General features: G+C 47.6%; 26 protein-coding genes. 25 read left to right on the top strand and 1 reads right to left on the bottom strand.

The genetic code is table 11. The features are described from left to right. Window positions 1-64 precede the first annotated feature (64 nt). From DEH07_09095 to DEH07_09030, 14 genes are all read left to right on the top strand, one after another. A complete protein-coding gene (locus tag DEH07_09095; protein HBY04655.1) occupies window positions 65-1,315 on the top strand; it encodes a radical SAM protein in 1,251 nt (416 codons plus the stop codon). 88 nt (window positions 1,316-1,403) lie between these two features. Beyond that, a complete protein-coding gene (locus DEH07_09090) occupies window positions 1,404-2,243 on the top strand; it encodes a diaminopimelate epimerase (protein ID HBY04654.1) in 840 nt (279 codons plus the stop codon). A 189-nt stretch (window positions 2,244-2,432) separates the two neighbouring features. Further along, window positions 2,433-3,611, top strand: a complete 1,179-nt coding sequence (locus tag DEH07_09085; protein HBY04653.1) for an LL-diaminopimelate aminotransferase — start codon at window positions 2,433-2,435, stop codon at window positions 3,609-3,611. Window positions 3,612-3,627: 16 nt separating this feature from the next. After that, complete coding sequence (locus DEH07_09080; GenBank protein HBY04652.1) at window positions 3,628-3,828, top strand: hypothetical protein; 201 nt, start codon at window positions 3,628-3,630, stop codon at window positions 3,826-3,828. Window positions 3,829-3,861: 33 nt separating this feature from the next. Then, window positions 3,862-5,058 carry an aspartate aminotransferase gene (locus tag DEH07_09075; GenBank protein HBY04651.1) on the top strand — a complete coding sequence of 399 codons (1,197 nt, stop codon included), beginning with the start codon at window positions 3,862-3,864 and terminating at the stop codon, window positions 5,056-5,058. Window positions 5,059-5,082: 24 nt separating this feature from the next. Next, on the top strand, window positions 5,083-5,961 hold the full coding sequence (locus DEH07_09070) for a YicC family protein (protein ID HBY04650.1): 879 nt from the start codon (window positions 5,083-5,085) through the stop codon (window positions 5,959-5,961). A gap of 36 nt (window positions 5,962-5,997) precedes the next feature. Then, window positions 5,998-6,276, top strand: a complete 279-nt coding sequence (locus tag DEH07_09065) for a hypothetical protein (protein HBY04649.1) — start codon at window positions 5,998-6,000, stop codon at window positions 6,274-6,276. 11 nt (window positions 6,277-6,287) lie between these two features. Beyond that, window positions 6,288-6,869, top strand: a complete 582-nt coding sequence (locus tag DEH07_09060; protein HBY04648.1) for a guanylate kinase — start codon at window positions 6,288-6,290, stop codon at window positions 6,867-6,869. A gap of 31 nt (window positions 6,870-6,900) precedes the next feature. After that, complete coding sequence (rpoZ, locus tag DEH07_09055; GenBank protein HBY04647.1) at window positions 6,901-7,110, top strand: DNA-directed RNA polymerase subunit omega; 210 nt, start codon at window positions 6,901-6,903, stop codon at window positions 7,108-7,110. A 4-nt stretch (window positions 7,111-7,114) separates the two neighbouring features. Beyond that, a complete protein-coding gene (coaBC, locus tag DEH07_09050; GenBank protein HBY04646.1) occupies window positions 7,115-8,332 on the top strand; it encodes a bifunctional phosphopantothenoylcysteine decarboxylase/phosphopantothenate--cysteine ligase CoaBC in 1,218 nt (405 codons plus the stop codon). Between the two features lie 45 nt (window positions 8,333-8,377). Next, on the top strand, window positions 8,378-10,594 hold the full coding sequence (locus DEH07_09045) for a primosomal protein N' (GenBank protein ID HBY04645.1): 2,217 nt from the start codon (window positions 8,378-8,380) through the stop codon (window positions 10,592-10,594). A 20-nt stretch (window positions 10,595-10,614) separates the two neighbouring features. Further along, window positions 10,615-11,079: a peptide deformylase gene (def, locus tag DEH07_09040; GenBank protein HBY04644.1), complete on the top strand. Its 465-nt coding sequence runs from the start codon at window positions 10,615-10,617 to the stop codon at window positions 11,077-11,079. Between the two features lie 14 nt (window positions 11,080-11,093). Continuing rightward, window positions 11,094-12,032, top strand: a complete 939-nt coding sequence (locus DEH07_09035) for a methionyl-tRNA formyltransferase (protein HBY04643.1) — start codon at window positions 11,094-11,096, stop codon at window positions 12,030-12,032. Between the two features lie 76 nt (window positions 12,033-12,108). Continuing rightward, the gene (locus DEH07_09030; GenBank protein ID HBY04642.1) at window positions 12,109-13,527 is read left to right on the top strand and encodes a peptidase C69; all 1,419 of its coding nucleotides are present in this window, start codon (window positions 12,109-12,111) and stop codon (window positions 13,525-13,527) included. 57 nt (window positions 13,528-13,584) lie between these two features. Here the strand turns inward: DEH07_09030 and DEH07_09025 are convergent, their stop codons facing one another. Further along, a complete protein-coding gene (locus DEH07_09025; GenBank protein HBY04641.1) occupies window positions 13,585-13,851 on the bottom strand; it encodes a DUF3243 domain-containing protein in 267 nt (88 codons plus the stop codon). Between the two features lie 209 nt (window positions 13,852-14,060). Between DEH07_09025 and DEH07_09020 the strand changes: the two genes are divergently transcribed. From DEH07_09020 to spoIIIAF, 11 genes are all read left to right on the top strand, one after another. After that, window positions 14,061-14,273 carry a hypothetical protein gene (locus DEH07_09020; GenBank protein HBY04640.1) on the top strand — a complete coding sequence of 71 codons (213 nt, stop codon included), beginning with the start codon at window positions 14,061-14,063 and terminating at the stop codon, window positions 14,271-14,273. Between the two features lie 110 nt (window positions 14,274-14,383). Then, a complete protein-coding gene (locus DEH07_09015) occupies window positions 14,384-15,730 on the top strand; it encodes a TldD/PmbA family protein (GenBank protein HBY04639.1) in 1,347 nt (448 codons plus the stop codon). A gap of 26 nt (window positions 15,731-15,756) precedes the next feature. Beyond that, complete coding sequence (aroQ, locus tag DEH07_09010) at window positions 15,757-16,200, top strand: type II 3-dehydroquinate dehydratase (GenBank protein ID HBY04638.1); 444 nt, start codon at window positions 15,757-15,759, stop codon at window positions 16,198-16,200. Then, window positions 16,197-17,267 carry a Xaa-Pro dipeptidase gene (locus tag DEH07_09005; protein ID HBY04637.1) on the top strand — a complete coding sequence of 357 codons (1,071 nt, stop codon included), beginning with the start codon at window positions 16,197-16,199 and terminating at the stop codon, window positions 17,265-17,267. The genes aroQ and DEH07_09005 overlap by 4 nt, the downstream gene beginning before the upstream one ends. Before the next feature lie 64 nt (window positions 17,268-17,331). Further along, window positions 17,332-17,889 carry an elongation factor P gene (gene efp / locus DEH07_09000; GenBank protein HBY04636.1) on the top strand — a complete coding sequence of 186 codons (558 nt, stop codon included), beginning with the start codon at window positions 17,332-17,334 and terminating at the stop codon, window positions 17,887-17,889. Window positions 17,890-18,168: 279 nt separating this feature from the next. Further along, on the top strand, window positions 18,169-19,122 hold the full coding sequence (spoIIIAA, locus tag DEH07_08995; protein ID HBY04635.1) for a stage III sporulation protein AA: 954 nt from the start codon (window positions 18,169-18,171) through the stop codon (window positions 19,120-19,122). Next, window positions 19,095-19,613 carry a stage III sporulation protein AB gene (locus DEH07_08990; protein ID HBY04634.1) on the top strand — a complete coding sequence of 173 codons (519 nt, stop codon included), beginning with the start codon at window positions 19,095-19,097 and terminating at the stop codon, window positions 19,611-19,613. The genes spoIIIAA and DEH07_08990 overlap by 28 nt, the downstream gene beginning before the upstream one ends. A 12-nt stretch (window positions 19,614-19,625) precedes the next feature. Then, window positions 19,626-19,832: a stage III sporulation protein AC gene (gene spoIIIAC / locus DEH07_08985; protein ID HBY04633.1), complete on the top strand. Its 207-nt coding sequence runs from the start codon at window positions 19,626-19,628 to the stop codon at window positions 19,830-19,832. Between the two features lie 19 nt (window positions 19,833-19,851). Continuing rightward, entirely contained in the window at window positions 19,852-20,238 is a 387-nt protein-coding gene (gene spoIIIAD, locus DEH07_08980; GenBank protein HBY04632.1) for a stage III sporulation protein AD, read from the top strand. 63 nt (window positions 20,239-20,301) lie between these two features. Continuing rightward, entirely contained in the window at window positions 20,302-21,471 is a 1,170-nt protein-coding gene (gene spoIIIAE / locus DEH07_08975; protein HBY04631.1) for a stage III sporulation protein AE, read from the top strand. Window positions 21,472-21,499: 28 nt separating this feature from the next. Further along, on the top strand, window positions 21,500-22,150 hold the full coding sequence (spoIIIAF, locus tag DEH07_08970) for a stage III sporulation protein AF (protein ID HBY04630.1): 651 nt from the start codon (window positions 21,500-21,502) through the stop codon (window positions 22,148-22,150). Window positions 22,151-22,152 lie beyond the last annotated feature (2 nt).

Below are 22,152 nucleotides of genomic sequence, written 5' to 3'. Positions count from 1 at the left end.
TGGCGGGATACCGTTTATGCTATACTAAATTGGGATATTATCAATAAAAATAGGGGCGATAATAATGTATAAGGGTGGTAAAATTGGCTCTTTCTACAAGATAGATTTGGATAAGGCCGGAAAAGGCTGGTTTGAAATCGGACCGATCAGGCCCCCCAGCGAAGGGAGAGACCATTCTCTTTTGCTCAGGGTAACTAGAAATTGTCCCTGGAACCTCTGCGAGTTCTGCCGTACTTATAAAAAACAAAAATACAGCGCACGTACCGTAGAGGAAGTCAAAGCAGATATTGATACAGTCAAAGCGCTTGCTGAAGAAATAAAGTCAGCTTCCTGGCAAATAGGTATGGGCGGCAATGTAACTAATGAAGTTATCACGGCAATGATTAAGAGCAACCCGGAATTATACGGAATAGATGATGAGGAACTGGTTAACCAGAGGCTCAACTGCCTGTTCAGCGTCGCTAACTGGCTTTATTCCGGCGGAGCTACCGTTTTTCTTCAAGATGCAAACACGCCGCAGATGCGCACACCCGATCTGCTTGAAATACTTGTTTACCTCAGGGAGAAATTCCCGGGTATTGAAAGGATAACATCTTACGCAAGGTCAAAAACTATCGCCCGCAAGACGGATGAACAAATGAGGCAGTTGAAAGAAGCGGGGCTTAGCCGCCTCCATATCGGCATGGAATCCGGACTTGACGAGGTCCTTGAAGACGTAAAGAAAGGCGTCACGGCTGAGGAACAGATCATAGCAGGCAAAAAAACAAAAGCCGCGGGAATTACCTTAAGCGAATATATTATGCCGGGCCTTGGGGGAAGAAAATGGTCGGAGCGCCATGCTGTTGAATCGGCAAGAGTATTAAATGAAGTCGGCGCCGATTTTATCAGGCTGAGGAGCTTTACTCCGCGTCGAAACAGCCCTGTGTATGACAAGGTTTTAGCCGGGCAGTTCTCAACCCTTAATGAGGATGAGGTTATCGCTGAAATAGGCCTTTTTGTAGAGAATCTAAACTGTAACTCTTACCTGATCAGCGACCAGATGGTCAACCTGCTCTGGGAAATCGAAGGTCAGCTTCCCCAGGACAAAGAGGTCATACTGAAAATGATTAACAATCACCTCCAGAAACCTGAACATGAACGCCTGAAAGTATGGCTGGACAGACGCCTGTCAGCTTACATGAGCATCAGCGGACTTCTGAATCAAAGCCTTTCGGCAAAAGTAGACGAGGCCCGTCGCTTAATTGATCAAAAGGCTCCCGAAGCCAGGCAAAAGGTCCAGGAAGTCCTGGACTATATCAAACCTTTGTTTATTTAAGAATACAATATTCTTTTGCGCTTTTTGCAGGAGATATTAAAAAACCGGGAGAATTAAAGCTAATTATTTTACAAAAAGAAGGCGGGCTATGCAGTTTAGGAAGGTCCAGGGACTGGGCAACGATTTCGTGATGATCGATCTACTGAAAAACAAAGACTATCTGCATACGGATTTGAGCAGTCTGGCCAGAAAAGCGTGCCACCGCCGGCTGGGTATCGGCGCAGACGGTCTGGTTTTAATTCTACCTGACGAACAGGCGGACGCAAGAATGCGCATTTTTAATCCGGACGGCAGCGAACCCCAGATATGCGGCAACGCCATCCGCTGTGTTGCCAGATACCTGTTCGAACATAAAATTGTTCCACATAAAAAAATCAGGATAGAAACACTTGCCGGCATTATCGCGCCGGAAATTATTCTTCAAGACGGAAAGTTGGCAGCCGTAAAAGTAGATATGGGTGAACCGCGGCTGGAAAGAAAAGAGATCCCTATGATCGGCCCGCCAGGGCAGGTAATAAACGAACCCCTGGCAATTGGTGATCATATTTGGCAAGTTACAGCAGTTTCAATGGGAAACCCGCATTGTCTGATCTTTGTAGATGATCCGGATACTTTTCCTTTAGCACAGTGGGGCCCGCAAATCGAAAATCATCCCTCTTTTCCTGAACGGACCAATGTTGAATTTATCCAGGTCCTCAACCGCACTGAAATAAAAATGCGTGTCTGGGAGCGGGGAGCAGGGGCAACCCTGGCCTGCGGCACGGGAACATGCGCCACACTGGTAGGATGTGTCTTAAACGGCCTGACGAATAGAAAGGCGGCTGTCCATCTTGCCCTGGGCGACCTTTTGATAGATTGGGCAGGCAATAACCATGTTTACATGACAGGCCCCGCCGAAGAAGTCTTTTGCGGCGAGTTTCCTGTATAAAACTCTATGCTGTTAAAACGGCATCAGCAGGAGGATTAAAAGTCATCAATAAACAAGGGATGGCAATGTCTTAAGTGCGATTTTGGCTTGCGAACATGAGCACGTAGACAGTTGACCTCCCTGATGCAAGTTGACTTCAAGTAATTTTCAGAGTAGAGTAGTGCGTATTTTAATCCGGGAGGTTTATTCATGAACTTCATCGAGGCACAGCGGCTGCAAAAATTGCCCCCTTACCTTTTTGCCCGTATCGAGCAGTTAATTGATCACAAGAAAGCTCAGGGCGTGGATGTAATAAGCCTTGGCATAGGTGATCCGGACATGCCCACACCGGAGCACATAATTGAGGAACTGATTAAGGAAGCGAGAAATCCTGTCAATCACCAGTACCCTTCTTCTGCCGGCATGCTTGAATTCAGACAGGCTGTGGCCGGATGGTACAAACGGCGGTTTAATGTCGACCTGGATCCAAAAAACGAAATAGTCAACCTGATCGGATCAAAGGAAGGAATCGCCCATATCTGCTGGTGTTATCTCGATCCTGGGGATATATCGCTGGTTCCCGATCCCGGTTACCCGGTCTATGCCATAGGTTCCATACTGGCGGGCGCCCAGCCGTATCATATGCCGCTCAAGGAAAAAAATAAGTTCCTGCCCGACTTCTCGGAAATCCCAACCGAAGTGGCCAGAAAAGCCAAGATGATGTTCCTTAATTATCCCAATAACCCCACCGGGGCAGTTGCGGACGAAAACTTTTTCCGGGAGGCTATTGCTTTTTCCAACGAGTTCGGGGTGCTTCTCTGCCATGATACGCCTTACACTGAGATAGCCTACGACGGCTACCGGCATCCCTCTTTCCTGCAGGTTAAGGGCGGCAAGGAGGCCGGCATTGAATTCCACTCCATGTCCAAAACCTATAACATGACCGGCTGGCGCATCGGGTGGGCGGCAGGCAACTTTGACGTTATAAACGCTCTCGGGCGTCTTAAATCAAATATAGACTCGGGACAGTTCCAGGCGATCCAGAAAGCTGCTGTCGCAGGGCTGAACGGAACCTATGAAGATTTGGAAAGAGTGAACAGGATCTACAGCGAGCGCAGGGATATTATTGTTGACTGTCTTAATTCACTCGGGTGGCGGCTCGAAAAGCCCAGAGCAGCTTTTTACCTCTGGATCCCCGTACCGGCGGGGCATACATCCGAGTCCTTCGCCGAGCTTATCCTTGAAAAGGCGGGTGTGGTAATTACTCCGGGAACAGGATACGGCGCTAACGGGGCCGGTTATTGCCGCATCTCGATAACTGTTGATACCGGACGCTTGAAAGAAGCGATGGAAAGGATCAGACAAAATATCGGCGAGGTCAACTTTTGACATAGGGATAGACCCCATGCAGCTGAAGCAGCGGCAGCAGGAGGATGATAATTCACAGAGGGAGGTCAATGCCTTAAGCATAATTTTGTTTAAAGAGCAAGTGAACCGTAATAACGACAGCCTAAGATTTTTTATCATCAAATATTTCAGACAAAAAAAATGCATGGAGTTAAATGGCTTCTCTAATAAGTCAATTTTTATAATAAGTCAAGCCTGACCCCAGAAATTTACAGAAATTTAGGAGGTTACAATGAAACTCTCAACGCGAGCATTAGAGCTCAGCCCATCGCCCACACTGGCCATCGACGCCCAGGCAAAGAAACTAATTGCATCCGGCGAGAATGTTATAAATTTTGGCACGGGTGAACCGGACTTTGATACCCCGGAGCATATTAAACAGGCCGCTATTGAAGCTCTCCAAAAAGGAATGACCAAATACACACCGGTATCGGGAATCCCGGCCTTAAAGCTGGCAATTGTTGAAAAATTCAAAAGAGATAACGGTTTGGATTACCAGACAGATCAAATTGTTGTCTCAGCCGGGGGCAAACACTGCCTGTATAACGCAATCCAGGTCCTCTGCGAAGCGGGCAGGGAGGTTATCGTCCCGGCGCCATACTGGGTTAGTTACTTTGAGCAAATTAAGTTGGCCGGAGCTACACCCATAATAGTAAAAACAAAAGCTGAAAACGGCTATAAATTGACTGTGGATGAATTGAAATCCGTACTCAGCGAACGGTCTGCGATGCTCATTTTAAATTCCCCCTGCAACCCAACCGGTACGGTATACAGCAGGAGCGAGCTGATTGCGCTGGGTGAATTTTTAATTGACAAGGATATAACAATTATTTCGGACGAAATCTATGAAAAGCTTATATACAGCGGCAGCGAACACATCAGCATTGCTTCCCTCGACCCTGCCTTAAAGGAGAAAACGGTTTTAATCAATGGTGTCTCGAAAGCATACTCGATGACCGGCTGGCGTATTGGTTATTCAGCCTCCTGTTTGCCCGTTGCAAAGGCCATGTCCGACCTGCAGAGCCATTCGACTTCGAATCCTACATCTATTGCCCAGGCGGCAAGTGTAAGCGCCTTGACCGGAACTCAGGAACCATTGAAAAAAATGGTGATTGAATTTGAAAAGAGGAGGAATTATATGTATGAGAGGCTGACGGCAATAAAAGGCGTTGCCTGCCACCTCTCTGAGGGCGCCTTCTACCTGTTTCCCTGCGTTAAAAACTATTTGGGATGCTCCTGCAAAGGAAGGCAATTAAATAGCTCATCTGATTTAGCCGGCATCCTTTTAGAAGAGGCAAAGGTAGCCGTGGTTCCGGGAGTTGCCTTTGGTGACGACAGTTGCTTCCGGCTTTCTTACGCCACTTCTATGGAAAATATTGTAGAGGGTCTTAAACGTATGGAAAATATTTTTAAAGAAATTGATATTTAATAATAACGTAACGGAGGAAATTTCTTGCTCAGAAGCATGACCGGCTATGGCCGGGGAGAAGCAACAGCATTAGGGAAAAAACTAACCATAGAGTTAAAGGCGGTAAATCACCGTTTCAGTGAGGTGGTCGTACGCCTGCCCAAAAGCATGAATCAACTTGAGGACAGGGTCCGCCAATATGTTCAGTCAAAAATTTCCCGGGGGCGCGTCGATTGCTATTTTACAGTAGAAGAATCAGCCAGCAAAATAATAAAGGTGAAAGTTGACAAAAACCTTGCTGCATCGTATTATAAGGCAATAAAAGAAGTATTCAGCGAGTTAAATATTTCCGGGGAAGTCGGTCCTGAGCACATTTTATCCCTTCCCGGCCTGCTGACTTTGGAAGAACCTGATGAGGATATTGAGAATTTTTGGCCTGTCGTCCACCAGGTACTTGGGGAAGCAGTTAGATCCTTATTGGAAATGCGCGACAAAGAGGGAAAAAGGCTTCAGGAAGACATCCGCTGCCGCACAGAAAGGATTAAGCATCTAAATACCGAAATAGAAACAAGGGCGCCGCTGGTTACACAAGAATACAGGGCGCGCCTTACTCAACGTCTGCAGGAGTTATTGCCTGAAAGCAAAGTTGACCCCGGAAGAATGGTTACCGAAATAGCTTTTTTTGCGGAGCGTTCCAATATCACCGAAGAGAATGTCCGCATTCAAAGCCACCTTTCACAATTAATCTCATCTTTGGATGCGGAAGAACCCGTAGGGCGCAAGCTTGATTTCCTGATCCAGGAAATCAACCGTGAGATAAATACGATTGCTTCCAAAGCCAATGACTTATTGATCAGTCAAACTGCTGTCGAGGTTAAGAGCGAGCTTGAGAAAATTCGTGAGCAAGTTCAAAATGTGGAGTAGCTAAGTATTTCACATTTTAAGAACAAGGGAGGGAACATGGATATAAAATTGATCAACATAGGGTTTGGAAATATTGTTTCGGCCAACCGGATCATAGCAATTGTCGGGCCTGAATCCGCTCCTATTAAAAGGATAATCAACGAAGCCCGTGATCGCGGTATGCTGGTGGACGCTACTTATGGCCGCCGTACAAGGGCTGTGATCATAACAGACAGCGACCATGTGATTTTATCAGCCGTCCAACCCGAGACCGTGGCAAACCGCCTTGGCAGCAGAGAGGCACATCCTGCGTCAGCTGAAGAACAGGAAAAATAAATTAGTTTGATATGATAGGACAGGGTATTTTAACTGTACTGTCCGGGCCTTCCGGAGTAGGAAAGAGTACTGTGGCAAAGGCTCTGCAGGAAAAAACAAGAAACTTGGTTTGCTCCATATCTGCTACTACCCGTCTTCCCAGAAAGGGTGAAGTGAACGGGAGTAGTTATTATTTTCTTTCAACAGATGAATTCCACAGAAAAGTAGACCGTCAGGAATTTCTGGAATGGGCTCAAATTTACGGCAGTTTCTATGGCACACTACGGTTGCCGGTAGAACGCGCCCTGTCCGGCGGAAAAGATGTGCTTCTTGAAATAGACGTTCAGGGAGGCATACAGGTCAAGCAAAAATTTCCTCAAGCGGTTTTAATTTTTCTCCTTCCGCCAAGTCAGAATGAACTTGAATCCCGCTTAACGAAAAGAGCAAGTGAATCTGAAGCGGATGTAAAAAAGCGTTTGAGTTGGGCGAAAGAAGAGTTTGAATACCTTATGCTTTATGATTACGCGGTAGTTAACGACTGGGTTGACGAAGTTGTTTCAAGAATCCAATCGATCATGGTGGCTGAGAAATGCCGTACCTGGCGGTTGAAATAAGAGCACAAAATATTTACCTGGGGGGAAAAGGATGAATAAACCATCCCTAGATGTTTTGATGCGTAAAGTTGATAACCGTTATGCTCTTGTGGTCATTACCGCAAAAAGAGCGCGTTTTATTACAGAAGCTGAAGAAGGCAGTAAGGTTACCAGCAACGGCAATAAACCTGTTACTATTGCTTTACAGGATATAGCCAATGACAGGGTTAAATTTAAGCATACAAGGCAGGGGAGGAAGTAACAAGATGCTGGCGGATAAGTTTGTCACTCTCGGTGTTACAGGCAGTATCGCTGCCTTTAAGGCGGCAAGCCTGGCTAGCTTATTAACCAAAACAGGGTTTGACGTACATGTGGTAATGACAGACGCAGGCCAAAAATTCGTAACTCCCCTGACTTTTCAGGCGCTTACAAAAAACCATGTCCATACCGGTTCTTTCGGGGGTTCGTCTAATTTTCAGATACCCCACATTGCATTGGCTCAAAAGGCGGACTTAGTTGTCATAGCCCCCGCGACAGCCAATATTCTGGGGAAAATAGCCCACGGAATTGCAGACGACCTTCTCACGACTATAGTAATGGCAGCTACCTGCCCTGTTTTGATCTGTCCCGCCATGAACGTTCATATGTACAATAATCCGGCCACACAAGCCAATCTGGCCCGGTTAAAAGAGTTGAATTATCTGATTATGGAAGCAGGAACAGGGTACCTGGCCTGCGGTGAACATGGCCAAGGGAGATTCCCCGAGCCGGAGATGATCTGTCAGCAGATTATTCAGCTCATTTTACCGGCAGGGGATTTTAAGGGGATATCTGTCCTGATTACCGCCGGGGGAACAAGAGAACCGCTTGATCCTGTAAGGTTTATCTCAAACAGGAGTTCAGGGAAAATGGGATTTGCCCTTGCCCGCTCCGCGGCGATAAGAGGCGCAGATGTTACATTGGTTTCAGCGCCGGCAAACTTAAGTCCCCCGCCCGGAATAAACTATATTCCGGTTGTAACTGCAGCAGAAATGCAGCGCGCCGTAATGGATATTTTTCCAAAATACGACATAGTGATTAAAGCAGCCGCAGTTGCCGATTTCAGGCCTGCAAAGCCATCGAAAAGCAAGATCAAAAAAGACAGTAATAATAATCTTACTATTGAACTGGAAAAGAACACTGACATTCTGATGGAGATTGGAAAAATAAAGAAGCCCAATCAGGTGCTCGTCGGTTTTGCCGCAGAAACTGAAAACTTGCTCGAGTCGGCGCGGCAAAAAATTGAGCAGAAAAACCTTGATCTGATCGTTACAAACGATATTACCGTTCCAGGAGCCGGCTTTGACACGGACACCAACATTGTTAAATTAATCTACCGCGACGGGGAAATAACCGACCTTCCTTTAATGGACAAGCTCGATGTAGCCGGCCGGATCCTTGACGCCGCACTGTTGCTGCACCGCCAATGCCACGAACAGCAATAAAGGCTATTGGGAACATAAGAATTACCTTTTTGGCAGGAGCGAGATATGTATGCCGAAGTTTTAGTTAACCTGTCGACACGCCGGCTTGATCGAACTTTTTCCTACCGGATTCCGTCCGAACTTGAAGGGCGTGTAATTACGGGCAGTCTTGTGCAGATCAGCTTCGGCAGGCAAAAAATTGAAGGCTATGTTATCCGCCTGAGCAATCCCGGCGCCCCTGAACCTGCGGGTATTAAAGATCTTTCCGCTGTCATAGAGAGGGGACCTGTTTTTACTGACGAACAGTTAAACCTTGCCTTATGGATGTCCTCGTACTATCTATGTCCCACTGTCAGTGCACTGCAAACAATTATTTGGCCCCGGCTTGCCCATCCCCCACGGCAGGCGCCGGGCCTCTGGCCTTTAAATTCCGGAGCAGAGCCTGTTTTTAAGCGCGCGCCCTCTCAAAAAACCGCCTGGGAAACCGCTTTAGACCAACCCGGCTTAACACGTCTTGAGTTGGCTGCGACAGCAAAAGTATCCGTATCGGCAGTTGACGCTTTAACGTCCAAGGGCCTGTTAACCGCCAAAAAACGAGCTAGCCAAAGCCCTGCCCAGTTAAACAATCTTATACCATCCCGGCCTTTTGATTTAACCGCCCAGCAGAAGACAGCTTTTGATCCGATCTTCGACCGGCTGAAGAAAAAAGAGCATGAAGTCTTCTTGCTTAACGGGATTACAGGAAGCGGGAAAACCGAGGTATACTGCCACAGCGTGGCCGCTGCCCTTGGAATGGGAAGGCAGGCTTTAATCCTGGTGCCGGAAATTGCGCTTACGCCGCAGATGCTGCATACTTTTCGCTCCAGATTCGGGGAAGAAGTTGCAATCCTGCACAGCCGCCTTTCTGACGGAGAACGGCGTGATGAATGGCTGCGGATCAGGGAAGGCAGCGCAAATGTGGTCCTGGGAACACGCTCGGCTCTGTTTGCGCCTGCTCAAAACCTTGGGCTAATCGTTATTGACGAAGAACACGAACCATCCTATAAACAGGAAGAAAGTCCGCGTTACCATGCGCGTACGGTAGCGCTTGAGATTGCAAAAAACAAGCAGTCAGTCGTCGTTCTCGGAAGCGCAACACCATCAGTGGAATCATTTTTTAGCGCTTCCTCCGCCGGAACTTACCATCTGCTTACAATCAGCGAGCGGGTAGAAAAGAGATCCCTTCCCCAAATCCAGGTTGTTGACATGAGGGAGGAAACAAAAAAGGGCAACCAGGAGCTGTTCAGCCGGGTCCTTCTTTCATCAATTAAGGATCGTTTGAAAAAAAACGAGCAGACTATCTTGTTTCTAAACAGGAGGGGGTTCTCAACATTCATATCCTGCAGGGAGTGCGGCCAGGTCATGAAATGCCCCCATTGCGACATATCACTGACCTACCACATTAACGGACGCCTTGTCTGCCATTACTGCAATTATACTGCCGGCGCTCCAAGGTATTGCCCGTCCTGCAGGAGCAGTTATATAAGCTATTCCGGGACGGGAACCCAGAAAATTGAACTTGAAATCAAACGCCTGTTTCCTGACGCCAGGATCCTGCGGATGGACAGCGACACCACGTCGCGCAAGGGATCCCACCAAAAAATACTGGATACTTTTTGTCAGGGAAAAGCAGATATCATGATCGGCACCCAGATGATTGCCAAGGGGCTGGACATCCCCGCAGTCACCCTGGTAGGAGTGGTAAACGCCGATCTGACACTTTACATGCCGGACTTCCGGGCTGCTGAGAGAACTTTTCAACTCCTTACCCAGGTGGCTGGGCGTGCAGGCCGGAGCGATCTCGGAGGTGAAGTGATGATTCAGACCCATTCACCTGAACACTTTGCAATTACCTCAGCCAGGGAACACGATTACCCGGCTTTTTTTGAACAGGAACTAAAAAACCGGGAAGTTTTAAATTACCCGCCTTTTTCATCCCTTTGCAGATTCGTTGTTACGGGAATAGTCCAGATGGAAGTAGAAAATGCGGCCAATTCTTTGTATAATATAATGAGTGAAATTGTTAACAGTGAGGGACTTAATAATCAGGTACAAGTGTTTAACACCGTACCCGCCCCGGTAAGCAGGATAAAAAACCGCTACCGCTGGCACCTGATTTTTAAAGCATTGTATGTTAAACAGCTTCAGGATATCTCAAAGGCCTGCCTTAATGAATTCGATCGCCGTTATCCGTCTGCTAAAGTTAGAATCATTGTTGACATAGAACCTCAGAATATGTTTTAAGTGAAAGGAGAAAGCAGTTCTTGGCAGTATATCAGATCATCAAATATGGTGAAGACAACGGGATCTTAAGGGAAAAGGCGAAGGAAATTACAACTATAACACCAAGCATAAACAAACTGCTTGATGACCTGCGCGATACCATGTACAGCTATAAGGGCGTCGGTCTCGCCGCTCCGCAGATAGGTGTGTCCAAACGGGCAATCGTAGTTGATACCGGCGAAAAACTCATTGAGCTAATCAACCCGGAAATTTGCGAACAGTCCGGAAGCGAAAATTCTGAAGAAGGCTGTTTGAGCCTGCCGGGAATGGCTGGGGATGTTGTCAGGGCAATCTGGGTGCTGGTTAAGGGGCTTAACCGCCTTGGTGAGGAAATTAAAATAGAGGCCAAGGGTTATCAGGCCAGGGCGCTGCAGCATGAAATCGATCACCTTGAAGGAATTATTTTTACCGACAAGGCAACAAATCTGCGAAAAGTAGTCGAGTAAAGGAAGATATTAAGATGCGCGTCGTCTTTATGGGCACGCCCGTATTCGCCGTACCCTGTTTGAAAGCCCTCTTAAAAGAAAGATTACAGGTAGCCGGTGTTGTTACACAGCCTGACCGTCCAAAGGGAAGAGGGCAAAAATACATCCCCAGTGCAGTCAAAGAAGAGGCTGTTCTTAATGGGCTGGATATTTACCAGCCTTTAAACATAAAGGACTCTGAGTTCATCAGACTGATGGAGGAACTATCCCCTGAAGTAATTGTTGTCGTAGCTTTTGGCAGGATCCTGCCCAAGATCATCCTTGATCTGCCTCTGATGGGATGCATCAACGTCCATGCCTCTTTGCTGCCGCAGTACCGGGGCGCCGCCCCGATTCACCGGGCGATTATGAATGGCGAAAAAATAACCGGAATTACAACCATGCTCATCAACGAAAGCCTGGACAGCGGCGATATTTTGCTTCAGGAAGCAGTCCCGATCCACAAGGAGGATACTGTTGGGACTCTGCACGACCGCCTGGCCTCACTGGGAGCACAGCTTCTTGTTAAAACCCTGCAACTGATGGAAACCGGTGATTTAATACCTGTACCCCAGGATCATTCAAAAGCCACCTATGCACGCATGATCTCCTCTGAAGATGAGGTCCTTGACTGGAACGCCCCCGCCACCACAATTTTTAATCATGTGCGGGGAATGGATCCCTGGCCCGGCGCTAAAACTTCCCTTGATGAAAAACTCCTCAAGATCTGGCGGGTAGAAGCCGTCGAGAATGAAAGTTCGAAGGAAGGTACAATACCGGGGCAGGTGGTTGTTTCCGGCCCCGAAGGCCTTGTGGTCCAGGCCAACCACGGCCTGGTGGATGTTAAAGAACTGCAGCTGCAGGGCGGCAAACGCCTTCCGGCAGTTGATTTCCTGCGCGGTCGCCCGGTCAGGACCGGAACAGTGCTCGGTTAAAAGACGTTTTAAGAGAATAAATTGATCAATAATACAATAGCTTTAAGGTAAATATATACATAGAAGAGGTGAAAAAATGATCGACAAGAAAACTTTAAAAACAGTCCTTGATCTCGCCCTGGCCAACGGGGGGGATTTTGCTGATATTTTTGTGGAAAAGAAAATCACTACCGGAATCTCGGCCGAGGGAGGGAAAATAGAACGGGTCCATTCCGGTATAGACGCCGGCGCAGGACTACGGGTCCTGGCCGGTGATATGACCGCCTATGCCTATACAAATGACCTTAGCAAGGAAAGCCTGCTGGAAATTGCCAGTACAGTCGGCCGTACGGTCAAGACAGCCGACCGGAAAGAATATAATTTTGACCTGCGCAAGGTTAAACCTGCAGTGGACTTCTCTTTCCCGGAACGCCCTGACAAAGTGGAAACATCCCGCAAAGCGGAAATGGTTGAATCGGCGGATAAAGCGACGCGCCAGGTGAACAGCGAACTGATCAAGCAAGTGATGGTCGGTTATGGTGATGTTATCCAGCAGGTAACAATTGCCAACAGCGCAGGTGAATATGTTGAAGATGAACGCATCCGCACAAGATTTCTGGTCCATGCCGTCGCCGGAGACGGTGCGGTTATCCAAACAGGCTATGAAGCGGCAGGAAGTTTAGCGGGCTTTGATCTTCTAAAGCGTTTCCCCCCGGAGGAACTGGGCAGGAAGGCTGGCGAAAGGGCGATTCAAATGCTGCACGCCAAACCGGCGCCGGCAGGAAAGTTTCCCGTGGTAATGTCGGGAGAAGCCGGAGGCACTATGGTACATGAAGCCTGCGGTCATGGGCTTGAAGCAGATCTTGTCCAGAAGAAACTCTCGGTATATGCCGGGAAGATGGGTGAGCAGGTAGCTTCCAAAGAGGCAACTATTATTGATGATGCAACTTTGGCTGACCGTTATGGCTCATACCGTTTCGATGACGAAGGAACGCCTTCCCGCAAGGTAGTCCTGATTGAGGACGGGATTCTCAAAGAGTATCTCTACGACAGGATGACGGCGGGCAGGGATGGTAAGAGATCCAACGGCCATGGGAGGCGGGAGTCGTACCAGCATAAACCGATCCCCCGGATGGGCAACACTTTTATCGCGCCGGGCAAAGCTGATCCAGAAAAGATTATCAGCCAGATCAAAAACGGCCTGCTGGTCAAAAAAATGGGCGGAGGCCAGGTAAACACAACAACAGGCGATTTTGTTTTTGATGTTGCAGAAGGTTACCTGATCGTTGACGGCCAGGTCGGTCCTATGGTAAGAGGGGCAACCCTTACCGGCAACGGCCCTGAAGTGCTCAAAATAGTGGAAATGGTCGGCCGTGATTTAGGTTTTACGATCGGTACCTGTGGAAAAGATGGCCAGGGAGTGCCGGTCAGCGATGCTCAGCCGACACTCTTAATCCGTGAACTTATTGTCGGAGGAACACAGGTTTCTGCAAACGGCCAGATTAGACGCATCTAAAACTAAATCGCTCACCTGTGAACAACAACGCCCTTTAAACCCTTGTGCTCGGGCGGCCTACTTTTTCGACACCAGTCTGACCATCAGGGAAGCCAGAACTTGCTTTTCCCCTTTATCGGCGACTGACCAGAGTTCTTTAACGGTCTTTTGTTCAGGATTGCTGGGATCAACATTATCAGCAAGTATATCTCCCGCCTGCTGGGCTAAAGAAAAAATACGCTCCCTGCCAATCCCCAATTCATCGGCAAACTCTACTGCCTGGCCTAAAAAGTTCTTCCAGCTTCCCCATTCTGACATTACTTGTTTGATATCCTCATTATCCATATTCTTTTCTCCTCGTAAACTTGAAATTTAACTTGCATTAGAAGATCAACTACCTGACTTTTTTATTTTGTTTATTTTCTTCCTTAAATATGCAGCAAGATATTCTTGTCAAAGATACACACATTTTTAATTGGAGCATATTTTTTATCTAGAAGGACTGACTTTTTAAACACAATTTCTGCAAAGAAATTCAGGGAGGTTTTCATAAAATGAGGATCGGTGACATAGTAACACGGAGGGTTTTCGGTTCCGACATGCAGTTTTGTATTCTCGGTTTTTATACCAAACAGGATTCCGGCGAGCGTGTGGCTATTCTTGCTATGCTTGATCCTTCCTCGGTTATAGAGGCGCGAGTTGAGGAATTATCGCCTGCTTCTCTTAGAAATATTTTTGCTTTGACCACCAATATTTACACTCATTAGGAGGAAAAACATCCAACTGGAAAAATACCGCAGTTTTCTCCGGCCAAAAAAGGAATACGACTGATTTTATTGAATAATACTACTTTGAGGAAAGGAGCGAAAAAGTAGTGTTGGATGAGCAAGCATTATTAAACTTGGCCGAATCTGCGTGTAATAACGCCAAGCTGGCGGGAGCAGGCGAAGCCGAAGCTTACCTTAGTTACAACAAGGAATTTTCTGCCGAAGTCCGTGAGGGCAAAACCGAGACAATAAAAGTAGCCCTGGATCAGGGCTTGGGTCTGCGCGTCGTAAAAAATGGAAAGGTCGGGTTCGCCTATACTTCCGATTTGGAAAAGGCTTCTCTGAAAAATATCGCTGATCAGGCAATAGCAAATGCCCGTGAAACGGCCGCTGATCCATACCGGATATTTCCATCCCCTTCTCCCCTGTACCCCGAGCTGGACCTGTATGATTCTGCTGTCATCAAAACTCCTGTCGAGACAAAAATCGACCTTGCCAAGGCGATGGAGGAGGCAGCGCGTGCTTTTGATCCACGGATAAAGATAATCGAAAGTTCGAACTACCAGGACATAGATGCCTGCGTAATACTCGTCAACAGCAAAGGAATAAAAAATTCTTACCGTGCGACATACTGCGGAGTTAACCTCTCCCTGGTAGCCGGAGAAGGGGAAGATCAACAAACAGGTTTTGCTATGGATTACCGCCTGCGGTTTGATGATCTCAACGCAGAAAAAATCGGCCGTGAGGCGGCTTTTCGCGCCGTCCGGATGTTGGGCGCAAAACCAGTTTCAACACGGGAAACCGCCGTATTGTTTGATCCCTATGTAGCAGCCGGATTTCTGGATTTGCTCGGTCCTGCGCTTACCGCCGAAGCGGTCCAAAAAGGACGTTCCTTTTTCATTGGAAAGGTTAACCAGCCTGTTGCAGCGCTGACGTTAAATATTATTGACGACGGAATTATGCCGGGCGGCATCGCTTCCGCTCCCTTTGACGGTGAAGGAGTACAGATGTCCAGGAAGACGTTGATAGAAGGGGGAGTTCTCAAAGGGTATCTGCACAACACTTATACAGCCGCCAAAGAAAACGGCGCCTCTACCGGAAATTGCATGCGGTCTTCATATAAAAGCGCACCGGATGTCGGAACTACAAACTTCTACATCCAGCCCGGCGTTTATGCCCCGGATGAACTGATTAATTCTACCGGGAACGGTATTTATATAACTGAAGTTATCGGTATGCATACGGCGAACCCTATTTCAGGCGACTTTTCGGTTGGAGCAGCCGGGATTTTAATTGAAAACGGGCAGCTGACCAAACCTGTCAGGGGAATTGCCATTGCCGGAAATATTCAGGAAGTCCTTCAGCAGGTTGATGGAATAGGCAGCGACCTGATCTTTTTTGGCAGTCAGGGTTCACCCACATTGCGAATAGCCCGGATGATCGTCAGCGGACATTAGACATTAGAGGAAGGGAAGTTATTTTCTTGAGAATTCTAGTCCTTCACGGGCCAAACCTTAACCTGCTTGGAAAGCGTGAACCGGGGATTTACGGGTCTTTATCCCTGGAATCAATTAACTCGCTCCTGCAGCGGCTGGCGGCTGAATTAAATGTTGAACTGGAATGCCGCCAGTCAAATTCCGAAAGCGAGCTGATCAACTGGCTTCACAATGCCGCGCCCGAAACAGACGCAGTAGTTTTTAACCCCGGCGCCTTTACGCATTACAGCTACGCTTTGGCAGACGCCGCAGCGGCAATATCAATTCCGGTAGTCGAGGTTCACCTGTCTAACATTTATGCCCGCGAACAGTTTCGCCGTCAATCCGTAATTTCCCCTGCAGCCGCAGGACAGATCAGCGGATTCGGAGCGGAAAGCTACCTGCTGGGTTTAAGGGCTGCGGTAAGCCTTGTTAAGAAAGAGGAAAGATGAAAAGAAGAGCTGGTCTTTTAAGAGACAAGCTGCACATGAAGGCAATTGACGGCCTGCTTGTAACGAAGCCAGAAAACCGGAAATACCTGAGCGGCTTTTCCGGAACCGCCGGCTCCCTGGTGGTTACCCGGGAACAGCTTTTTCTGCTGACCGATTTCCGCTACATAGAACAGGCGCGGCAGGAGTGCAGGCAGTGGCAAGTTATTGAAATAAAAACTTCCACTTTTGATCTGATAAAAACTTGTTTGCAGGACTGGAAAATATCGCGTCTTGGTTACGAAGAGGATTTTCTGACACATAAGCAGTTCCTCGAGTTAAGCGAAAAGATCCCTGACGGTGTCTTAGTCCCCGCCGCCGGTATGGTTGAAGATTTAAGGATGATCAAAGGCCAGGATGAGATCACGCAGATTATTGATTCCGCCAGACTGGCCGATGAGGCTTTTACACATATTCTTAATTATCTTAAACCAGGCTGCACAGAGATTGAAATATCTCTGGAAATGGAGTATTTTATGCGCAAAGGGGGTGCAAAAAAGAGCTCCTTTGATATAATAGTTGCCTCCGGGGTACGCGGGGCAATGCCTCATGGAGTGGCCTCGAACAAACAATTGCAAGCCGGTGATCTTGTAACAATGGATTTTGGATGCGAGTTCAATGATTATTGTTCAGATATTACCAGAACTGTTTGCCTGGGTGCTCCCACGGAAATGCAGGAACGTATTTACCAAACCGTTCTTGAGGCCCATGATGCGGGTGTTAATTCAATCAGGCAGGGAGTGAAGGCTTCCGATGTTGATCAGGCAACCCGCAGCATTATTGAAAAATATCATTTCGGCGAAAATTTTCGTCACAGCACAGGGCACGGTGTAGGGCTGATCGTACATGAAAACCCTGTGATTTCAGCAAAAGACGGGACTATACTTCAGGCGGGCATGGTAATAACTGTTGAACCGGGGATTTATCTTCCCGGCTGGGGCGGGGTGCGTATTGAAGATATGGTCCTGGTTGAGGAAAAAGGAGCGCGGCTGCTTACCAATGCGCCGAGGGATCACCTGATGGCATTATAATAATCTTATAAAATTCTTAGAACAAACAGGTATTTTGCAGCAGAAGTGAAAGGAGGCGAAAACCTTGATTTCCACCAATGATTTTCGGACAGGCCTGACGATCAATATTGACGGCGACGTTTATCAGGTGATTGACTTTCAGCATGTAAAGCCCGGAAAGGGAGCAGCTTTTGTTCGTTGCAAGATCAAGAACCTGCGCACCGGATCGACTGTTGAAAGAACTTTTAACGCGGGGGAAAAAATACCGCGTGCACACGTGGAAAGGCGCTCGGCTCAGTATCTGTACAATGACGATAATAATTATTTTTTTATGGACATGGAGACTTTTGAACAGATTTCATTGAGCAAAGAGGAACTGGGTGAGGCAGTTAAGTTTATCAAGGAAAATATGACGATAAACGTATTGATGTTTCAGGGTACTTCAATCGGCATCGATTTGCCCAATTTTGTCGAGCTGGAAGTTGTCGAAACAACACCCGGCATAAAAGGCGATACAGCTTCCGGCGGATCCAAGCCGGCTGTCCTGGAAACCGGCTACACTGTTCAGGTTCCCTTTTTCATTAATGCCGGGGACATTCTTCAAATTGATACAAGAACAGGGCAGTACCTGAAAAGAGCATAAAGCGGCTTAAGATGTTTAAGACCCCCAGACAAGTAAATTTCATATAAAGACTCGCTAACCGAAATAAATCCCTGTCAAGGACCAATTCAGATTTGGTCCTTTTTTTTGCGTTAAAAACATATAGGTCTAAAATACCCTCCGATCCCATATTTATGAAATATAAGAAGGGGGGACAAACAGGTGAGCCGCGTATTTTACTCTTCAGACAGTTGCCGGGTTTTTATAAACCCCTCCCCCTGGCAGGAAATCATACCGGTACTGCCGGCCAGTATACGCAGCATGATTACCGGCCTGCCTTTGAATATTCTTGAAAAACTTGAAGAAATACGCCTCCGGCAGAACAGGCCTTTAATCCTGGGTTTGGCTGATGGGGATATTCTCCTTGATAATAGCGGAAAGCCCGCAGCTGCCCCCCGTGATTGTTATTTAGTTACGGCTGATGATATACAGCGGGTTACCCAGTTAATCAGCGGCTGTTCTTTATATGCTTTTGAGGAAGAACTGAAGAACGGTTTTATAACTTTGCCCGGTGGACACAGGGTTGGTTTAACAGGAAAAACAGTCCTTGAAAACGGACGGGTCAGGACACTCAAATACATCTCCGGACTTAATATAAGGATCTCCCGGGAGGTCAAGGGCGCCGCCTCTCCTCTGCTTCCTTTTATAATTGATCAGAAATCCGGAAGCGTCCTCAACACCCTTATTTTTTCCCCGCCCCGCTGCGGGAAAACCACCATATTAAGGGATGTCATCAGGCAATTAAGCAACGGCATCCCCGAACTGAATTTCAGGGGAGCAGTAATCGGCGTGGTTGATGAACGATCCGAACTGGCGGGCTGCTTCCAGGGTGTGCCCCAGCGGGAAGTGGGAATCCGCACGGATATCCTGGACGGATGCCGCAAGGCGGAAGGAATGTTCATGCTCCTGCGCTCCATGGCGCCGCGTGTAATTGCTACGGATGAGATTGGTACGGACGAGGACTTTGCCGCTTTGGAAGGAGTCTTTAACGCCGGAGTAAAAGTGCTTACAACCGTTCACGCGGCTTCTTTTGCGGAACTCAACCAGAGGCCGGCCCTGCGCAATCTCCTGAATATGAAAGTAATCGCACGTTTTGTCTTATTGGGCCGTTCAAAAAATGTTGGAACTATAGAGGAAATTATCGACGGCAGAACGATGCTTCCGCTGCCCGCAAAAGAGGTGGAACAATGCTTAAAACTATTGCCTGCCTTGTAATTGTTTCGGCCGGCGGCATCTGCGGAATGTTGGTTGCCAGGAGTTATTCCTTAAGACCGGTCGAACTGCGTTCTTTAAAATCAGCCCTGCAGATGCTGGAAACAGAGATTACCTATGCCGCTACGCCTTTAGCCGAAGCGCTCGGCCTGGTTGCGTCCAGGACGGATTACCGGCTGGCGCCTTTATTTGAGGAAACCCGCAAGGAATTATTATCCATGTCGGGATGTACGGCAAGGGAGGCATGGGAAAAGGCGCTTTTGGAATTTTATCCCCATTCGTCTCTGATTGGCTGTGATATGGCCATCCTGCGCAGCCTTGGCGGAGCCCTCGGAATTTCAGACAGTTCCGGGCAGAGCAAACACCTCAGTCTGGCCATGGAACAAATTGAAGCAGAGCTGAAAAAGGCCGAAATCAGCGCCCTGCAGCATGTTAAATTATGGAATTACATTGGCTTCCTGGGAGGCCTGGTGATAGTACTTATCTTTTATTAGGAGGGGATTTAAATGACAGGGTTTGATATCAACATCGTTTTTAAAATCGTTGGCATAGGAATCTTGGTCGCTGCAGCCCAGTATGTCCTCAAATGTTCTAACAAGGAAGAATACGCCTTAATTGCAACGCTTGCAGGCCTGGGCATCGTCCTGTTCTGGGTAGTTCAGCTCCTGGGAGTTTTCTTCGAACAGGTAAAATCGGTTTTTAAACTTTTTTAGCCTCAAGGAGAGGAACACCTTGGAAATTATGCAGATTGTGGGGATTGGAATAGTTGCGGCAGTTCTGGCGGTTACCATCCGTCAGAGCAAGCCGGAGATTGCCATCGGCTTGAGCATCGCCACCGGAATCATCATCTTTCTGACGGTTATCGGAAAGATTGGGTCCGTCATTGACGTTCTCAGGGAACTATCCAACCGGGCAAATTTAAGCACAGTTTATCTGGCAACCATTTTAAAGATCATCGCGATTGCCTATATAGCGGATTTTGGCTCGCAGATTTGCAGGGACGCCGGCGAGGGAGCGCTTGCGGTTAAAATAGAGTTCGCCGCCAAAATACTTGTGCTCATTTTAGCCGTGCCTATTGTAGCGGCAGTTTTACAGGCATTATTAAAATTAGTCCCTTAGAGGTGAAGACGGTTGAACTTTACAAAGCTTTCAGCGCTCTTGCTTTTATTCTTTTTCTATCTGCTGCCCGTTCCGTTAGCTTATGCGTTCGACCAGACTGCCACAGTTGGTCAAGAAGGAAGCATTCTTCAAGGACCGGCCAATATTGCTGAAAGCAATCAGCAGGAATCCGAGCTTAACCTTCGTGAGGTAGAAAAATATATTGACCGGGTTGATACGGATATAAAGTCTGCTGTTCCGGGTTTAAGCTTTAAAGACATGTTTTTTAAAATTATCAGAGGCGATGTTTCGTGGAAACCTGCTGAGGTTTTCAACAATCTGTTGAAATACCTGTTTAAAGAAATCGTAGCCAATACTTCATTGCTCGGCAGGCTGATTGTCTTAACAATGATCTGCGCCGTGCTGCATAACCTGACCAGCGCTTTCGACAGGGGAACTACCGGGCAGTTAAGCTACCTTGTTGTTTATCTGGTGCTGTCAACTATTGCAATCGGCTCCTTCGCCCTGGCTATAAACACAGGCAGGGAACTGATCGACCGGATGGTTTCCTTTATGCAGGCAATTATGCCTCTTCTGCTTACGCTGCTTGTTGCTATGGGAGGAGTAGCTTCAGCGGCAATTTTCCACCCGGTAATTCTAATCAGCCTGACCGTCATTGGGACCTTGACCAAGAATGTTGTGCTGCCTTTGATTTTTTTCAGCGCAGTTTTGGGAATTGTGGATAATCTTTCCGCTAATTTTAAAGTCTCCCGGCTGGCCAGCCTTTTAAAAACTGTGGCCATGGGCCTGTTGGGGATATTCAGCACGATTTTTCTGGGAGTTCTGGCCATACAGGGCGTAGCCGGAGCAGTTGGCGACGGGGTAACCTTAAGAACGGCCAAATTTGCTATAGATGCTTTCATACCTGTTGTCGGGGGTATGTTCTCAGACGCCCTGGAGTCCGTCGTAAGTTCCTCGCTATTGATTAAAAATGCTGCAGGAATAGCCGGGATGATCTCAATCTTCCTGATTATGGGCCTGCCGATGCTTAAAATCATCAGCCTGTCCTTCATCTACAAGCTGGCCGGGGCGCTGGTGCAACCCGTAGCGGAGGGGCAGGTGGTGAACTGCCTAAATGAGATGGGTTCAAGCCTGCTCCTGGTTTTTGCCGCTGTCGGCGTCGTTGGCCTGCTGTTCTTTTTCTCTATTACCATACTTATCGGCGTCGGCAACATGACGGTTATGCTGCGCTGAAAAATAATCTTAAGCCAGGGATGAAATAATGGAATCTATCCGTTTGCTTGTTCAAAATTTAATCGTGATAATTATGCTTGCTGTTTTCCTAGAAATGTTTCTCCCCCAAAGCGATCTTAGACGATATATCAGGCTCGTCATGGGCCTTCTGATTATCGTGGCTGTGCTTCAGGCGGTTAGCAGCCTGGCCAATAGCAATTGGCAGCAGTCGCTGCCCGAACAAGCCATCGATGCGGAGAATCTGGAATTCCCCAGCTTAGGAGAAATTACGGCGGCGGGTGAGAATCTTAACAAAGATCAAAGCGAACAAGCCCAGGAGAGATACCGTAAGTCGCTTGCCCGCCAGGTAAGCGCACTGGTTGGTATCAGATCGGACATTGAAGTTGTTTCTGCACAGGTCCAAATATATGATGAACCTGACAGCCCAAAACTAGGGCAGATAAAAAAGATAATCCTGCGACTTAAGAACAATGACTCCTCTACGGAAGTCAAAAATAAATCTATTGTCAGGCCTGTTGAAATAAAAACCGGGGAAAATGCCCCTGATTCAGGAACTGATGATACAAATGATCAAAAAAAAGGATCGCAAATTTCAATCCAGACAAAAGACAAGCTGGTAAAAATACTGACAGACTTCTACAGCCTTTCACCTGAGCAGATAATTATTTTGGAAGAATGAAA

The sequence above is a fragment of the Desulfotomaculum sp. genome, assembly GCA_003513005.1.
Taxonomy (GTDB): Bacteria; Bacillota; Desulfotomaculia; order Desulfotomaculales; family Nap2-2B; genus 46-80.
Note: the sequence above shows the minus strand (reverse complement) of the source record. Positions and strands in the feature narration are given on the sequence as shown.

What these genes read in the sequence shown, in the direction of transcription:
- DEH07_09095 (HBY04655.1), top strand. Translation starts at nt 65, where the DNA reads ATGTATAAGGGTGGTAAAATTGGCTCTTTCTACAAGATAGATTTGGAT.
- DEH07_09090 (HBY04654.1), top strand. Translation starts at nt 1,404, where the DNA reads ATGCAGTTTAGGAAGGTCCAGGGACTGGGCAACGATTTCGTGATGATC.
- DEH07_09085 (HBY04653.1), top strand. Translation starts at nt 2,433, where the DNA reads ATGAACTTCATCGAGGCACAGCGGCTGCAAAAATTGCCCCCTTACCTT.
- DEH07_09080 (HBY04652.1), top strand. Translation starts at nt 3,628, where the DNA reads ATGCAGCTGAAGCAGCGGCAGCAGGAGGATGATAATTCACAGAGGGAG.
- DEH07_09075 (HBY04651.1), top strand. Translation starts at nt 3,862, where the DNA reads ATGAAACTCTCAACGCGAGCATTAGAGCTCAGCCCATCGCCCACACTG.
- DEH07_09065 (HBY04649.1), top strand. Translation starts at nt 5,998, where the DNA reads ATGGATATAAAATTGATCAACATAGGGTTTGGAAATATTGTTTCGGCC.
- DEH07_09060 (HBY04648.1), top strand. Translation starts at nt 6,288, where the DNA reads ATGATAGGACAGGGTATTTTAACTGTACTGTCCGGGCCTTCCGGAGTA.
- rpoZ (HBY04647.1), top strand. Translation starts at nt 6,901, where the DNA reads ATGAATAAACCATCCCTAGATGTTTTGATGCGTAAAGTTGATAACCGT.
- coaBC (HBY04646.1), top strand. Translation starts at nt 7,115, where the DNA reads ATGCTGGCGGATAAGTTTGTCACTCTCGGTGTTACAGGCAGTATCGCT.
- DEH07_09045 (HBY04645.1), top strand. Translation starts at nt 8,378, where the DNA reads ATGTATGCCGAAGTTTTAGTTAACCTGTCGACACGCCGGCTTGATCGA.
- DEH07_09035 (HBY04643.1), top strand. Translation starts at nt 11,094, where the DNA reads ATGCGCGTCGTCTTTATGGGCACGCCCGTATTCGCCGTACCCTGTTTG.
- DEH07_09030 (HBY04642.1), top strand. Translation starts at nt 12,109, where the DNA reads ATGATCGACAAGAAAACTTTAAAAACAGTCCTTGATCTCGCCCTGGCC.
- DEH07_09025 (HBY04641.1), bottom strand. Translation starts at nt 13,851, where the DNA reads ATGGATAATGAGGATATCAAACAAGTAATGTCAGAATGGGGAAGCTGG.
- DEH07_09020 (HBY04640.1), top strand. Translation starts at nt 14,061, where the DNA reads ATGAGGATCGGTGACATAGTAACACGGAGGGTTTTCGGTTCCGACATG.
- DEH07_09005 (HBY04637.1), top strand. Translation starts at nt 16,197, where the DNA reads ATGAAAAGAAGAGCTGGTCTTTTAAGAGACAAGCTGCACATGAAGGCA.
- spoIIIAA (HBY04635.1), top strand. Translation starts at nt 18,169, where the DNA reads ATGATTACCGGCCTGCCTTTGAATATTCTTGAAAAACTTGAAGAAATA.
- DEH07_08990 (HBY04634.1), top strand. Translation starts at nt 19,095, where the DNA reads ATGCTTAAAACTATTGCCTGCCTTGTAATTGTTTCGGCCGGCGGCATC.
- spoIIIAC (HBY04633.1), top strand. Translation starts at nt 19,626, where the DNA reads ATGACAGGGTTTGATATCAACATCGTTTTTAAAATCGTTGGCATAGGA.
- spoIIIAF (HBY04630.1), top strand. Translation starts at nt 21,500, where the DNA reads ATGGAATCTATCCGTTTGCTTGTTCAAAATTTAATCGTGATAATTATG.